This window comes from Sphingobium sp. V4, from assembly GCF_029590555.1.
In the GTDB taxonomy this organism is placed as follows: Bacteria; Pseudomonadota; Alphaproteobacteria; order Sphingomonadales; family Sphingomonadaceae; genus Sphingobium.
In genome coordinates, this window is sequence record NZ_CP081001.1 from 160,695 (window position 1) to 175,127 (window position 14,433).

Consider the following 14,433-nt stretch of genomic DNA (forward strand, 5'->3'; position numbering starts at 1 on the left):
ATGAGAGCATCTCGCTTTTGGCACCGCTGGCGCTAGAATTGCCCGCCGGACCGGATTGGAGGGGGCAAATGGCACAGACGGGCATGATGACGGGCGGGGCGGAATGGCGCCGCGCGCCACTGCTGCCGATCGCGGCGGGGCTGGGCTATGCCACCAGCGTCATCCATATCTACGGCCTTGGCCCCTATATCGAGCCGGTCAGCCAGTCCTTCGGCTGGTCGCGCACCCAGACGACCATCGGTCTCACCCTGGCGACATTGGTGCAGGCGGTCTTCTCGATCCCGATCGGGCTGATGGTCGACCGGCTGGGGCCGCGCCTGTTCGGTCTGGCGGGCGTGCTGCTCACCACCGGCGCCTTCGCCCTGCTCGGCACGGCGAACGGGGACCGGGGGCAATGGCTGTTCCTCTGGGCCTTGCTGGCCTTCGCGACCTTGCCGGTCCAGGCGACGGTCTGGACCAGCGCGGTCGCCTCGCGCTTCGCCGCCTCGCGTGGCCTGGCCTTTGCCGTCACGCTGTGCGGCGCCTCGCTCGCCGGCGCGATCTTTCCGCTGCTCGGCAGCTGGCTGATCGCGCGCCATGGCTGGCAGGGGGCGGCGCCGATCCAGGCCGCGATCTGGGCGGTCATCGCCTTTCCGATGATCCTCCTCTTCTTCCGTGGCGCGCATGACCGCCGGGGCAAGGCCGCGCCCGCCGACCGGCCGGACCTGCCGGGCGCGACTCTGGGGGAGGGGCTGCGGTCCTCCATCTATCACCGCCTGCTGCTGGCCAGCCTGCTCTTCACCTTCACCATCATCGCGCTGGTCGTCCATTTCGTGCCCATCCTGACCGATCGGGGCGCGGATCGCATGGCGGCGGCCGGCACCGCCGCGCTGGTCGGGGTATTTTCGGTCGTCGGCCGGCTCGCGACCGGCCTGCTGCTCGACCGGTTCCGGGCGTCACTGGTCGGCGCGACCGTCTTCCTGCTGCCCGCCGCCGGTTGCCTGCTGCTGCTGCTCGGGGGCGGCGGCTGGGGCGCACAGGCCCTTGCCGCCGCGCTGGTCGGGCTGACCTTGGGGGCGGAGGTGGATGTCATCGTCTATCTCACCACCCGACATTTCGGCCTGCGCACCTTCGGCGGCCTCTATGGCGGGCTGCTGATGGCGCTCTCGGTCGGCACCGCGACCGGGCCGCTCGGCGCGTCGGCACTGTTCGACGCCACCGGCAGCTATGCCGCTTTCCTGTGGCTGACGATCGCGCTGATGGCGGGGAGCAGCCTGACCTTGGCCAGCCTGCCCCGCCCCGTCTATCCGGCTGGCGCGGGCTGACGCTACAAAGCCGCTACATTGCGCAATCACGCCGTGACATGGCGTCGCTACAGCCCGGTCCATGGAGGGTCCGCAAGGACAGAAGGGACTGGGTAGATGAGCGGAATGGCGGACGAAGCGCACGACCATGGGTTGCTGCACGATCTGGAACGGATGCACGCGCTCGCGCGTGAGGGGATCGGGCGGCGGCGCACCTTGCGCCTGCTCTTTTCGGCGAGCGGCGCGGCACTTATCGGGGCGTGCGGCGGCGGTTCCTCCGGCAGCAGTTCGGCCACGACCGCGACGCCGACCCCCACACCTACTCCTACGCCCACCCCGACGCCGACCCCGACCGGCAGTTGCGTGGCGGACCCGGAGGAGACCAACGGGCCCTATCCGGCCGACGGCTCCAACAGCAGCAACGGCAGCGTCGTCAATATTCTGGACGACAGCGGTATCGTGCGCGCCGACATACGCTCCAGCTTCGGATCGTCGAGCGGCACGGCGGCGGGCGTCACGATGCAACTCACCATCACCGTCGTGAACGTCAACAGCGGCTGCGCCGCGCTCGAAGGCTATGCCGTCTATATCTGGCATTGCACCCGCGACGGCCTCTATTCGCTCTACACCGTGCCGGGCGAAAATTACCTGCGCGGGGTGGGCGTGACCGACGCCAATGGCCAGGTGACGTTCACCAGCATTTTTCCCGGCTGCTATGACGGGCGCTACCCGCATATCCATTTCGAGGTCTATCCCAGCCTGGCGCGGGCGACCAGCTACGCCAATCGCCTGCTGACGTCGCAATTCGCCATGCCCGCCGACCCGTGCAACACGGTCTACGCCACCAGCGGTTACAGCAGCAGCAAGACCAACTTCGCGAAGATCACCACCAGCAGCGACAATGTGTTCGGTGACAATAGTTCCGCCCAGGTCGCGGCGATGACCCCCACCATGACCGGCGACATCACCAACGGCTTCACCGGTACGGTGACGGTCGGCCTTTCGATCTGATGGCGTCCGATCCGACGGGCGCCGGCATGACAGGAATGGCGCGGATGACTTTGCAGTTGACCCCTTCACCCGATATGGTCGCCGCCCATATGGACGGGTCAAACATATTGGTGGTCGATGATGACGCGGACATCCGCGCGCTTCTGTCCGATTTTCTCGAACAGCATGGCTTTGTCGTGAAGGCGGTGGCCGACGGGGCGGCGATGGATCGTGCCCTGACGGCCCAGGATTTCGACATTGCCGTGCTCGACGTGATGATGCCGGGGGAGGACGGGCTGTCGATCCTCCGGCGGCTGGCGGCCCGCGGCGGCCCGCCGGTCATCATGCTCTCGGCCATTGGCGGCGATGTCGACCGGATCGTCGGTCTGGAAATGGGGGCGGAGGATTATCTGCCAAAGCCCTGCAACCCTCGCGAGCTGCTCGCCCGCATCCGCACCGTGCTGCGCCGGCATCGGCGCCAGGCAAGCGAGGCGCCCGCCGCGGGCGGCCAGCGGCTGCGCTTCGCCGGCTGGCTGATCGACATGGGCGCGCGCCTGCTTACCGATCCCGACAATGTCGTCGTCACGCTGACCGACGGCGAGTTCCGCCTTCTGCGCGCCTTTATCGAACATCCGCGCCGGGTGCTGAGCCGCGATCAGCTGCTCGATTATTCGGCCGGCAGCGACAGCGACAGCTATGATCGCGCGATCGACGTGCAGGTCAGCCGCCTGCGCCGCAAGCTGGAGCGCGGCGCCAAGGGGGACGGGGCCGACGAACTGGTACGCACCATCCGCAACGAAGGTTATATGTTCACGGCAGAGGTGCGCCCGGCGTGACTTCGCGCCTTGATCGCTTGAACCCGTCGATCCTGACGCGCATCGTGGCGCTGGTTGCCGCGACGCTGCTGCTGGCGCTGGGCGCGATGATGCTGGTCGCCTTTCGCGGCCCGCCGCCCCATGCCCGGCCGATGTTCCTGACCGAGGCGGCGCAACTGCTGCGCGGCGGCACGAGCGGCCCTTCGGCGTGGAGCGTCACCCGCTATCATTCTGATCGCGCGCCCGATGCCGGACCCGATCAGGAAGTCGATGCCGGATCGGCGGCGCAGATCGCCGCCCTGCTGGGCGTTGCGGCGCAGGACATCCGCCTGTTGCGCAATCGCCCGCCCGATCAGTTGCGCGAGGGGGCGATGAAGCAGGATCGCGACCGCGGGCCGCCGATGTTGCATCGCGCCTTCGTGCTGGCGCAGCATAGCGGTGAAGGATGGACGGTGATCCAGGCCTGGCAAGGGGCCAATGGCCGCTGGTACGCCATTACCCTGTCGCTGATGGCCGGCATTTTCATCCTGCTGCTGCTGCCTGCCTATTGGGTGGCGCGGCGGATAACCCAGCCGATCCGTCGCCTGGCCGAGGGCGCGGCGACCGAGCGGCCCGAACGCGCCGAGCCGCTGCCGCTCACCGGCCCGCCCGAGGTGCGTGCCGTCGGTGCCGCCTATAACCACATGCGCGCCCGCATCGCCGACTATCTCAACGAGCGCACCGCGATGCTGGTGGCGATCGCGCATGATCTGCGCACCCCGATGACGCGTCTGTCCTTCCGTCTCGAACAATTGCCCGACGGGGCCCGCGCCAAGGCGCAGGCGGATGTCGCGGAAATGCGTGCCATGGTGACCGACATGCTCGATTTCATGCGCGGCGGATCGGACGGGGCGGAGCGGGTGCGCGTCGATCTGTCCGCGATCGTCGAGACGCTGGCCGATGACCTGGCCGACATGGGGCAGGATGTGGTCGTGACCGGCAGCGCGCGAGCGGTGGTGCGCGGCGACGCGGTGGGCCTGCGCCGCTGCCTCGCCAATCTGGTGGAAAATGCGGTGCGCTACGGCGGTGGCGCACGCGTCGCGCTGGTGGTCGCCGGCGCGCGCGTCGTGGTGACGGTGGAGGATGAGGGGCCAGGCGTCCCGCCCGAAGCGATCGACCGGCTGTGCGAACCCTTCTATCGCGGCGAAGCCTCGCGCAATCGGGAAACCGGCGGCGTGGGCCTCGGCCTTTCGATCGCGCGCTCGATCGCGGAAAGCCATGGCGGCACGATCGGCTTCGCCAACCGGGCCGAAGGTGGCCTGCGCGCCCGCCTGGTGCTGCCGCTGGATCGGTGATGCCGCGGCAAAGCCCGCTCCGATCAAGCCCTTGACCGCCAAAGCGGCTGGCCATCCCCCTGTCGGGCCCATATAGTCGCGCGGTTTGTCATCTCCCGCGAAAGCGCTTCATGCATCTTCTCATCGGCCTTGCCGGCATTCTCCTGATCCTCGCCATCGCGTTCGCCCTGTCCTCCGACCGCCGCGCCATCCGGCCCCGGGTCGTGGGCGCGGCCTTCCTGTTGCAGGCGGGGATCGCGATGCTGGTCCTCTATGTGCCGGCCGGCCGGGCCATCATCGGCGGTATGTCGAAGGGGGTCGCCAACCTGCTTGGCTATGCCCAGGCGGGTACCGACTTCATCTTCGGCCCGCTCGCCAGGCCCGAGATCGGCGGCGCCAGCTTCGCCATCGCGGCGCTGCCGGTCATCATCTTCTTCGCCAGCCTGGTGTCGATCCTCTATTATCTCGGCATCATGCAGTTCATCGTTCGCTGGGTTGGCGGTGCGATCGAGAAGGTGACGGGCGTGTCCAAGGTCGAAAGCCTGTGCGCGGCCGCCAACATCTTCGTCGGGCAAAGCGAAAGCCCACTCGTCATCCGCCCCTATCTGGCGGGCCTCACCCCGCCGCAGCTCTTCGCCGTCATGACCAGCGGCATGGCGGGCGTCGCGGGCACCATCCTCGCCGCTTATGCCTCCATGGGGATCAAGATCGACTATCTGCTCGCCGCCAGCTTCATGGCGGCGCCCGGCGGGCTGCTGATGGCCAAGATCATGATGCCCGACGAGCCGGAACGCGAACCGGAATTGCCGCTGGACGACGGCATCCACCTGCCTGAAGCGCGCCGCAGCGGGGCGGGGCCGGCGGCGCTGAACGCGGAAACCACGCCGGGCGAACCCATGCCCGTCGCCACCCATGACGAGGAAAAGCCCGCCAACCTCATCATGGCCGCCGCCCAGGGCGCGCAGACAGGTGTCAAGCTCGCTGTCGCGGTTGGCGCCATGGTGCTCGCCTTCGTCGCGCTGGTCGCGCTCGCCAACGGCATACTCGGCGGCATCGGCGCGCTGGCGGGCTATCCGAATCTCAGTTTCCAGCAACTGCTCGGCTATGTCTTCTCGCCGGTCATGTATCTGCTCAACATCCCCTGGGCGGAAGCGCAGGTGGCGGGCGGCCTGTTCGGCACCAAGGTCGTGCTCAACGAATTCGTCGCCTATATCAATCTGGGCCAGGTGCAGGGCGCGCTCTCGCCCACGACCATCGCCATCATCACCTTCGCGCTCTGCGGCTTCGCCAATTTCAGCTCGATCGCGATCCAGATGGCGGTGACCGGCAATCTCGCCCCGAACCAGCGGCCGATGATCGCGAAGCTGGGCCTCAAGGCGCTGGTCGCGGGCAGCCTCGCCAATCTCATGAGCGCGGCGCTCGCCGGGCTGATGCTCAGCTTGTGAGTCAATTCAGGACAGTCCCGTAACGGAACCCCCTACCGCTGCGAATGCGAATGGGTTATGGTTAACCCATGGGGGCAAAAACATTTTTCATGGTCGCGGTCGCGGCCCTGGGTTGGTCGGCTGTCGGCGCCGCGCAGACGCCTGTGCCGGGAGCGCAAAAGAACGCGCGGGCGCCTGCGCCGGGAGCGGTCAAGAATGCGCAGGCGCCCAGGCCCGGCACGTTGGAAACATACAAGGACTGGACCATCGGCTGCGACAATCGCAACCGATGCGAAGCCGTGTCGCTGCTGCCTGAAGGCGGCGAATGGCCCGACAATCCGGTGATGGTCGGTGTGGCGCGCGCCGCCGGGCCGGACGCGGCGGCCGAGGTCTGGGTCAGCCGCGATGCCAAGGGCGGGGGCGAGGTCAGCTTCCATGTCGACGGGCGCAAGGTCGCGAGCGCGCCGAGCAAGGATGGCGAGGCGATGCTGCGCGGTCCGCAGGCGGCTGCGCTCGCCATCGCCATGGCGCGCGGCGGCACGCTGGAGGTGCGCGCGGGCGAACGGCTGCTCGGCCGTCCTTCGCTGGCCGGATCGGGCGCGGCGCTGCGTTACATGGACGCGCGGCAGGGGCGGGCCGGCACCAGCACCGCGCTGGTCGCGACCGGCGCGCTCGGGCCGCTCGCCGTGCGCGCCGCGCCGCCTACGCCGGAAATCCGCCGCGTCGTCATTCCCGTCGGGGCTGCGCCCGCCGCGCTCTGGCGCGAGGAACTGACCGCGCTCGGCAAGTTCACCGGCTGCGCCGACGAAATGCGCGGCGCTCAGCCGCCCGAACTGCATCGCCTGTCGAAGACCGAGACGTTGATCCTCGTGCCCTGCGGCAGCGGCGCCTATAATTTCACGTCCGTGCCCGTCATCGCGACCGGCATCGCCGGCCGCCGCGCCTTCCGCCTCGCGACCTTCGACTACAAGCCCGGCTGGAGCGAGGAGGAAGCCAAGCCCATGCTGGTCAATGTCGGCTGGGTCGCCGACAAGTCCCTGCTCCAGAGCTTCGCCAAGGGGCGCGGCATCGGCGATTGCGGCGGCAGCGAAACCTATGTCTGGGATGGCGCCCGTTTCCGCCTGACTGAAGCGACCGCCATGGGCGAATGTCGCGGCGCCTGGCACTGGATCACCACCTGGTCAGCGCGGGTGACGGAGTAAGATCATCGTCATGCCCGCCTGCGCGGGAAGGACGGGGACGATGTGAATTATCGGCCCTCCGCCCCGCGCAACCGTCACTGTGCGCTTTGCAATGGAAAGGGCGACGATGTCCGCCCATATCCCGGCCATGGCCACCGCTCCCCGCCCATCCGCCTTGCGTCCCCGCACCACGACCCTGCCGGACCCGATCTGCGCCGTGATCTTCGACATGGACGGCACGCTGATCGATACCGAGGCGGCGCATCGCCGCGCCTTCGCCGAAACGGGGCTGGCGCTGGGCTGGCCGATGTCGGACGACCTGCTTCTGTCCATGGTCGGCATCCATCGCGACGAAAATGAACGGATGCTCGCGCGCCATATGGGACCGGACTTCCCGCTGGCGCGCTTCTATGCCGACAGCGACGCGCTGTTCGAGGCGGCGGTCGCCGCCGGCATCCCGCTGCGGCCCGGCGCTGACCTGCTGCTGGAGCATCTGGCCCAGGCAGGCATTCCCATGGCGCTGGCTACCTCCACCGCCGCGCCCTATGCGCAACAACGGCTGGAGCGAAGCGGCCTCCTCCATTATTTCGACGTGATCGTGACCCGCAGCGATGTCGATCGGCCCAAGCCGCATCCCGAGCCCTATCTGCTTTCGGCGCAGCGGCTGGGCGTCGATCCCGCCCAGATCGTCGCGGTGGAGGACAGCCATGCCGGCGTCCGATCGGCGACGGCGGCGGGCATCGCCACGGTCATGGTCCCCGACCTGCTGCCGCCGACCGAGGAACTGCTGTTGGCCTGCGCGCAGATATTGCCCAGCCTCACCGACCTGCGCGACCTGCTGCTGGCAACGGAATAGGGCGGTTAGCGGACTGGCAGCTTTCGGACGCGGATGGCATGAAAGCTGCCATTGCAACGAGGAGCGCCGGATGACCATCGACAAAATCGCGCTGTTCGAGACCACGAAGGTTCTTTGGCCAGAAGTTGTGCAGGTGTCTGACAACGCCAACGCGACATACGACATATACCGAAAAAATGAGGGCGCGTTCTCGCTGGATGACGACTGGCGGCAGTTAGCCCTTTGGGCCTTTCATCAAGCACTGGCGGATCATGAAAGGCAAGCGTTAGCCAAGGGCGTGCCACTTTATCCCCATGGGGTCACCTTCGATGAGTTTGATGCTTGGATGCGGGCGAACCTGAACGGTGACGACTGCTGGCTGGATGAACGAGCAGAATATGACCATAGCTGAACCAGCAGGCGCTCTGCCGCCTCGCTGAACAACAGTCCGCTACCGGCACACGCGATGGTGGTAGCGAACGACAACAAGTGGTCGCTCCCGGACCGACCGCTTCACCCTGCCTCCGCCAGCACCAGCGTAAACAGGCCGTCCTCGTCGGTCCACTCGCGCACCGGCTCCCATCCACCCGCGCGCAGCAGCAGCCTTTCGTCGCGCGGGCCATATTTGTGGCTGCTCTCGGTATGGATGGTCTCGCCCGGTGCCATGCGGAAACATTGGCCCGCGACATGGAAGTGGAGCGATCGCACCGCCTCCAGATGCATTTCGATCCGCGCCTTCTGGTCATTCCAGATCGCGCGATGGGCAAAGCCGTCGATCGGCAGGTCGCCTTCCAGTTCGCGGTTGATCCTTTCTATCAGGTTCAGGTTGAACGCCGCCGTCACGCCTGCCGCATCGTCATAGGCGGCGACCAGCCGGTCGCGATCCTTGATCCGGTCCATGCCGATCAGCAGCATGGCGTCATTGCCCAGCAGCCGGCGCATCGCCCGCAGCAGGTCGACCGCCGCGTCCGGCTCCATGTTGCCGATGGTGGAGCCGGGGAAGAAGCCCAGGCGCGGCAACCCCTCGATCGCCGCCGGCAGGTCCAGCGGCCGGTTGAAATCGCCCACCAGCGGCAGCACCGGCAGGTCGGGGAAAGCCTGCGCCAGCGCCGCGCTGCTCGCGTGCAGGAAGTCGCCGCTGATGTCGATCGGGACATAGGCGGCCGGAACGATCGCGCGCAGCAGATGCGGCGTCTTGCGCGCGCTGCCCGCGCCGAACTCCACCACCGCGCGCCCCTGGCCGACCGCCGCCGCGAAGTCCGGGCCATGGGCCTGGAGCAGCGCGGTCTCGGTTCGCGTCGGATAATATTCCGGCAGGTCGGTAATCGCCTCGAACAGTTCCGATCCTCGCCGATCGTAGAACCAGAGGGGCGGTGTCGCCTTGGGATTGCGCGAAAGCCCGTCCAATATGTCATGGCGAAAGGCGGGGTCGATGGCGCGCGCGCGCATCGGCGCTTCGTCTGTCAGGAACATCGGTCTAGAGATCCTTCGCCAGCCGCAGCCCGGTGAACTGCCAGCGTTGGTGGGGGTAGAAGAAATTGCGGTAGCTGGCCCGCACATGGCCGCGCGGCGTGGCGCAACTGCCGCCCTTCAGCACGAACTGGCCGGACATGAACTTGCCATTATATTCGCCGACCGCGCCGGGCGCCGCGCGGAACCGGGGATGGGGGCGGTAGGCGCTGCCGGTCCATTCCCATATGTCGCCGAACATCTGCGTCAGCGCAGCCTTGTCCTCCGCCGGGCGGGGGCGAGGGCAGGCGGCGCCGTCCAGCTGGTTACCGCTCACCGCGGGGATATTCTGCGCCGCGCTTTCCCATTCCGCCTCGGTCGGCAGCCGCGCGCCCGCCCAGCTGGCATAGGCGTCCGCCTCATACAGGCTGATATGCGTCACGGGCGCGGCGGGATTGACCGGTTGCCGTCCGTCGAGGCCGAAGCGGGTCCAGCCCTGTTCGCCCCGCTTCCAATAGAGCGGCGCCGCGATTCCTTCCGCTTGTACCCAGGCCCAGCCGTCCGACAGCCAGTGCGTCGCCGTGCGATAGCCGCCATCCTCGATGAAGGCGATCCATTCGCCATTGGTTATGGGGCGGTGCGCCAGCGCATGGGGATGGAGCAGCGCCTTGTGTCGCGGCCCTTCGCAATCGAAGGCGAAGCCGGCACGGCCGTCTTCGCCGATCTCGACGAGCCCCTGCCGACCCTCGATCCAGTGGAGCGGGCCGGGCAGATGGACGGGCGCTGCGCTTGGCGCCTCGAACAGGGCCGGCTCCAGCGGGTTGAGCGAGAAGAGATGGAGCAGGTCGGTCAGCAGCAATTCCTGATGCTGCTGCTCATGATGCAGGCCCAGCGTCACCAGCGCGCGCGCGGGCTGTGGCAGCATCCCCAGCGCGCCGATCAGCGCCGCGTCGACATGGGCGCGATAGGCGCGCACCTCCGCCAGCGACGGCCGCGTCAACATGCCCCGCAACGGCCGGGCATGGCGCGCGCCCTCCGCCTCGTAATAGCTGTTGAAGAGGAAGGCGTAGCGCGGATCGAACGGCTGGTACCCGGCGACATGGTCGCGCAGGACGAAGGTCTCGAAAAACCAGCTGACATGCGCCAGATGCCATTTGGCCGGAGACGCATCGGGCATCGACTGGACTGTCGCGTCGCCGTCAGAGAGAGGTGCAGTCAGCGCCTCGCTGAGCGCCCGCACCGCGCGGTAGCGCTCTTCCAGATCATCCTGCCGGGCGTCTGTCCAGCTTCTGGCCATGGCTGCCCTTTCCGATACGGTCGCACCGTTCTCTCACCGGAAATAAGCGCATGAACGGGCCGGGGGTTCCGGCCTGCCCCTAAGTTCACACCTCCTGCAACAGCGGGGCGGCGCGGCAGATGCGGTCACGGCCGCCCTGCTTCGCCTCGTACAGCGCCTCGTCGGCGCGGCGCAGCGCCTCCTCCAGCTCGTCGCCCTTCCATCGGCAGATGCCGGCGGAAAAGCTGATCGGCCGGCCGTTCACCAGGCCGATGGGGTCGCTGCGCATCCGGCTGGCGACCCGCGCCAGCGACCAGCTGACCTCATCCTCGATGCTGTCCTGGAAGAAGATGGCGAACTCCTCGCCGCCCCAGCGCGCGACGATGTCGATGCGGCGCAACTGGGCGGTCAGGCGCGCGGCGAAGGCGCCCAGCACCCGGTCGCCCTCGTCATGGCCCAGCTGGTCGTTGACCCGCTTGAAATAGTCGATGTCGATCAGCGCGACACAGCCCTTGCGCCGCTCGATCGGCAAACGGTCGATCTGGCTCAGGAATCCGCGCCGGTTGGCGACGCCGGTCAGCATGTCCTCATGCGCGGCATTGTGCAGGTCGTCGATCCGCGCCTGGGTGGCGCTGGCGGCGCGCTGGACCCCGGCATAGAGCGTCTGGATCACGTCGCCCACCTCGGGCAGGGCGGCGGGCGCGCGGTCGCCGCGATTCAGCGTCTCGGCCAGCGCCTGGATCGGATTGAGCATCGCGCCAATGCCCAGCAGGGCCACCGCCGTGCCCGCGACCGTCGCCAGCGTCAGCAGCACGAACTCGGCCAGCGCGATCCGGCCGGTTGAAAAGCCCCAGGCCAGATAGCCCAGCAACGGCATGTGCGTCGCCACGAAGCACAGCGCGAACAGGCGCAGGCGAAGCGAGCGCGGAAAGATGAAGGATGTGGCGAGGTAGAATTGCACGTCTTTCCCCCTTTATGGTGCGACCGCAAACCGTTTCCGGGCTCGTGCCTAAACGGGGGGTGAAGAAACAGGGTTAACGGCGGGCTTCAGGCTGGATCGTGCGGCGGGAGAGTCGAAATGCGCCGGTTCAGCGCGACGCGCCCGGCACCCATTTGACGTCGGCGGCGCCATTGTCGTTCAGCCGCCGTGCCATCACGAACAGCAGGTCGGACAGGCGGTTGAGATAGGCGATCGCCTGCGGGTTGATCGCGACCTCGTCCGCCGCGGCGGTGGCGCTGCGCTCGGCCCGTCGGGTGATCGCGCGGGCCAGATGGACGGCGGCGGCCGCCTGCGATCCGCCGGGCAGGATGAAGCTGTCGAGTGGAGCGAGGTCGGCGTTCATCCCGTCGATCTCCTCCTCCAGCCGCGTCACCTGGGTGGCGATGATGCGCAGCGCCCATGGTTCGTCGGCGCCATCGGGGATCGGTGTCGCCAGGTCTGCGCCCAGGTCGAACAGGTCGTTCTGGATGGTGGTCAGCCAGCGCGTCTCCGGCCGCGCGCCCATGGCGATGATGGCGAGGCCGATGGCGCTGTTCGCCTCGTCCACGTCACCCACCGCCTGCATCCGCGGCGCGTGCTTGGGCAGGCGCGACCCGTCGACGAGCCCGGTCGTGCCGGCATCACCCGTGCGGGTGTAGATCTTGTTCAGCTTGACCATGCTGTTACCGCCAGCCCCGTAAAAATGCCCTGCGCTCGACCGGATGGCTCTGGTCCGTTCGCCTGAACGGATTTGAGTCAGCCCCTGGAGCCGGATGCCTCAGCCATTGCCCTTGGCCATCAGCAGGATCGCGACGATGATGATCGCTGCCGCCTGGAACAGGATGCGGTTCATCATCATCTTGTTCTGCTTCAGCCGGGCGGGGCTGGGGCCGCTGCCTTCGGGCCGGTTCAGGTCTTCCTTGGTCGTCTGGAGGAAGGCGATGATGCCCCGGACCAAAGCGACCAGCGTTGCGATCATGGCCAGGATCAGGGCGATGACGAGGATTGTCTGCATGGAGCCGATGCTAGGCGCTTGCGAGCGCGATGCCAATGGGAAAGCGCCCGGCGCGCAGATCATCGGCCAGGCGCTCCGCAGCCATCCCCTGCGCGCGCAGTTCGGCCAGCCCGATCGAGCCGTCCCGCTTGGCGAGCCGCCGGCCGTCCGGCCCGACCAGCAGCGGGTGGTGGATATAGGCCGGGGAGGGGAGGTCGAGCAGCGCCTGGAGCAACCGGTGGATGTCGGTGGCCCCGCGCAGGTCATCGCCCCGCAGGACATGGGTCACGCCCATCGCGGCATCGTCCAGCGTGCAGGACAGATGATAGCTCGCCGGCGCATCCTTGCGCGCCAGCACCACATCGCCATGGGCGAGGCCGTCGACTACGATTTCCGTTCGGACTGAGCCTGTCGAAGCCCTTTGTCCTTCGGAAAAGGAGAGGGCGGCCCATTTCAGGGTCTCCACCCGCGCAGCCGCCTTGCCCATGTCGATCCGCCAGGCATGGGCTTCCCCCGCCGCGATCCGCTGCGCCCGTTCCGCCGCGCTCAGCGCCCGGCATGTCCCCGGATAGACCGGCCCCTCCGGTCCGTGGGGCGCGGTCAGGCTCGCCTGGATATCGGCGCGGGTGCAGAAACAGGGATAGAGGAGCCCTAAGCCGCGTAGCTGGTCGAGCGCGGCCGCATAGCGATCCAGCCGCTGCGACTGGAAGACGATCTCTCCGTCCCATGCCACCCCCAGCCAGCGCAGATCCTCCACGATGCCGGCCACATGCTCCGGGCGGCTGCGGGTGCCGTCGATGTCCTCGATCCGCAGCCGGAATTGCCCACCCGCCGCGCGCGCCATGTCCATGGCCAGCAGCGCGGACCAGCCATGGCCGACATGCAGTCGACCGGTGGGGCTTGGCGCGAAGCGAGTCACCATATGCTGTGGGGCGGCAGGCTCGGTCATACAGGCTCTTGACGGATGATATTCGTTAATGCTGTCATGCGGATGTCACGTTGCTGGTGGATCAGCAGCGTCGGCAAGGGGGTAGAAGGTTTTTCTATGTACCATCCCGACCTGATACGACACCCGGAAAACTGTCCGGCGCTGGTGCTGAACGCTGACTACACGCCGCTCAGCTATTATCCCTTGAGCCTCTGGCCCTGGCAAACCGCCATCAAGGCGGTTTTTTTGGATCGGGTGGACATCATCGCCAGCTACGAGCGAGAGGTTCACAGCCCCAGCCTGCAAATGAAGATCCCGTCGGTCATCGCGCTCAAACAATATGTGAAGCCCTCCGAACATCCCGCCTTCACCCGCTTCAACCTGTTCCTGCGTGACAAGTTCGCCTGCCAATATTGCGGCAAGACCAGCGACCTGACCTTCGACCATGTCGTGCCGCGCCGCGCGGGCGGACGAACGACATGGGAAAATGTCGCCACCGCCTGTTCGCCGTGCAACCTCAAGAAGGGCGGCCGCACACCCAGGGAGGCGGGGATGCAACTACATGTCCAGCCGATCCGGCCGACCAGCTGGCAATTGCTGGATCATGGCCGCGCCTTCCCGCCCGGCTATCTGCATGAAAGCTGGCATGACTGGCTCTACTGGGATGTCGAGCTGCTGGCGTGATCGCGCGGTGGGTGCTCGCGCTGCTCCTCATCCTTCCCGGCGTGGCGCAGGCGCAGGCCGATCATAGCGGTCTTACCCGCGCCAAATATGTCCGCTACTGCTTGATGTGCCACAGCCGCGCCGCGCCGGAGGGGGTGTCGCCCGCCATCCTGATGGGCCTCTATCCCGAACGCGGCCTGCAACCGGCCCTGGTCATGCCCGGCGTCACCTGCTGGCGCCGCTGCGAACGCTGCTTCGCCCCTGTCGCCCGCGAGCCGACGAAATAGGTCAAAGCCCCTCCGC

The 14,433-nt window shown here is 67.5% G+C and carries 16 protein-coding genes; 10 read left to right on the top strand and 6 right to left on the bottom strand.

Going from position 1 to position 14,433, the window contains the following annotated elements:
• Positions 1 to 68: 68 nt before the first annotated feature.
• The 8 genes from K3M67_RS00835 to K3M67_RS00870 all read left to right on the top strand — a co-directional run bounded on the left by K3M67_RS00835 (position 69) and on the right by K3M67_RS00870 (position 8,253).
• Positions 69 to 1,304, top strand: a complete 1,236-nt coding sequence (locus K3M67_RS00835; protein ID WP_285832017.1) for an MFS transporter — start codon at positions 69 to 71, stop codon at positions 1,302 to 1,304.
• Between the two features lie 96 nt (positions 1,305 to 1,400).
• On the top strand, positions 1,401 to 2,294 hold the full coding sequence (locus K3M67_RS00840; protein ID WP_285832018.1) for a peptidase associated/transthyretin-like domain-containing protein: 894 nt from the start codon (positions 1,401 to 1,403) through the stop codon (positions 2,292 to 2,294).
• 44 nt (positions 2,295 to 2,338) lie between these two features.
• Positions 2,339 to 3,109, top strand: coding sequence for a response regulator (locus K3M67_RS00845; RefSeq protein ID WP_285832019.1), 771 nt, complete (start codon positions 2,339 to 2,341; stop codon positions 3,107 to 3,109).
• Positions 3,106 to 4,422 (top strand): ATP-binding protein, encoded by a 1,317-nt coding sequence (locus K3M67_RS00850; RefSeq protein ID WP_066864083.1) that lies wholly within the window; start codon positions 3,106 to 3,108, stop codon positions 4,420 to 4,422. Before K3M67_RS00845 ends, K3M67_RS00850 begins: the two co-directional genes overlap by 4 nt.
• A 110-nt stretch (positions 4,423 to 4,532) precedes the next feature.
• Entirely contained in the window at positions 4,533 to 5,846 is a 1,314-nt protein-coding gene (locus K3M67_RS00855) for a NupC/NupG family nucleoside CNT transporter (protein WP_066864081.1), read from the top strand.
• A 68-nt stretch (positions 5,847 to 5,914) separates the two neighbouring features.
• Positions 5,915 to 7,027: a DUF1176 domain-containing protein gene (locus tag K3M67_RS00860; RefSeq protein ID WP_502958888.1), complete on the top strand. Its 1,113-nt coding sequence runs from the start codon at positions 5,915 to 5,917 to the stop codon at positions 7,025 to 7,027.
• A 106-nt stretch (positions 7,028 to 7,133) separates the two neighbouring features.
• Positions 7,134 to 7,862, top strand: coding sequence for an HAD family hydrolase (locus tag K3M67_RS00865; protein WP_285832021.1), 729 nt, complete (start codon positions 7,134 to 7,136; stop codon positions 7,860 to 7,862).
• Between the two features lie 70 nt (positions 7,863 to 7,932).
• Positions 7,933 to 8,253, top strand: coding sequence for a hypothetical protein (locus tag K3M67_RS00870; protein ID WP_285832022.1), 321 nt, complete (start codon positions 7,933 to 7,935; stop codon positions 8,251 to 8,253).
• Positions 8,254 to 8,354: 101 nt separating this feature from the next.
• Here the strand turns inward: K3M67_RS00870 and egtD are convergent, their stop codons facing one another.
• From egtD to gluQRS, 6 genes are all read right to left on the bottom strand, one after another.
• Positions 8,355 to 9,314, bottom strand: coding sequence for an L-histidine N(alpha)-methyltransferase (gene egtD, locus K3M67_RS00875; protein ID WP_285832023.1), 960 nt, complete (start codon positions 9,312 to 9,314; stop codon positions 8,355 to 8,357).
• A gap of 4 nt (positions 9,315 to 9,318) precedes the next feature.
• Complete coding sequence (gene egtB / locus K3M67_RS00880) at positions 9,319 to 10,587, bottom strand: ergothioneine biosynthesis protein EgtB (protein ID WP_285832024.1); 1,269 nt, start codon at positions 10,585 to 10,587, stop codon at positions 9,319 to 9,321.
• An 85-nt stretch (positions 10,588 to 10,672) separates the two neighbouring features.
• Entirely contained in the window at positions 10,673 to 11,527 is an 855-nt protein-coding gene (locus tag K3M67_RS00885) for a GGDEF domain-containing protein (RefSeq protein WP_285832025.1), read from the bottom strand.
• 127 nt (positions 11,528 to 11,654) lie between these two features.
• On the bottom strand, positions 11,655 to 12,224 hold the full coding sequence (locus tag K3M67_RS00890) for a cob(I)yrinic acid a,c-diamide adenosyltransferase (RefSeq protein ID WP_285832026.1): 570 nt from the start codon (positions 12,222 to 12,224) through the stop codon (positions 11,655 to 11,657).
• Positions 12,225 to 12,323: 99 nt separating this feature from the next.
• Complete coding sequence (locus K3M67_RS00895; protein WP_066864066.1) at positions 12,324 to 12,560, bottom strand: twin transmembrane helix small protein; 237 nt, start codon at positions 12,558 to 12,560, stop codon at positions 12,324 to 12,326.
• A 10-nt stretch (positions 12,561 to 12,570) separates the two neighbouring features.
• Positions 12,571 to 13,488, bottom strand: a complete 918-nt coding sequence (gene gluQRS / locus K3M67_RS00900) for a tRNA glutamyl-Q(34) synthetase GluQRS (protein WP_285832027.1) — start codon at positions 13,486 to 13,488, stop codon at positions 12,571 to 12,573.
• A 96-nt stretch (positions 13,489 to 13,584) separates the two neighbouring features.
• Between gluQRS and K3M67_RS00905 the strand changes: the two genes are divergently transcribed.
• Positions 13,585 to 14,151, top strand: a complete 567-nt coding sequence (locus K3M67_RS00905; RefSeq protein ID WP_285832963.1) for an HNH endonuclease — start codon at positions 13,585 to 13,587, stop codon at positions 14,149 to 14,151.
• The gene (locus K3M67_RS00910; protein ID WP_285832028.1) at positions 14,148 to 14,417 is read left to right on the top strand and encodes a hypothetical protein; all 270 of its coding nucleotides are present in this window, start codon (positions 14,148 to 14,150) and stop codon (positions 14,415 to 14,417) included. The genes K3M67_RS00905 and K3M67_RS00910 overlap by 4 nt, the downstream gene beginning before the upstream one ends.
• The last annotated feature ends 16 nt before the right edge of the window (positions 14,418 to 14,433 follow it).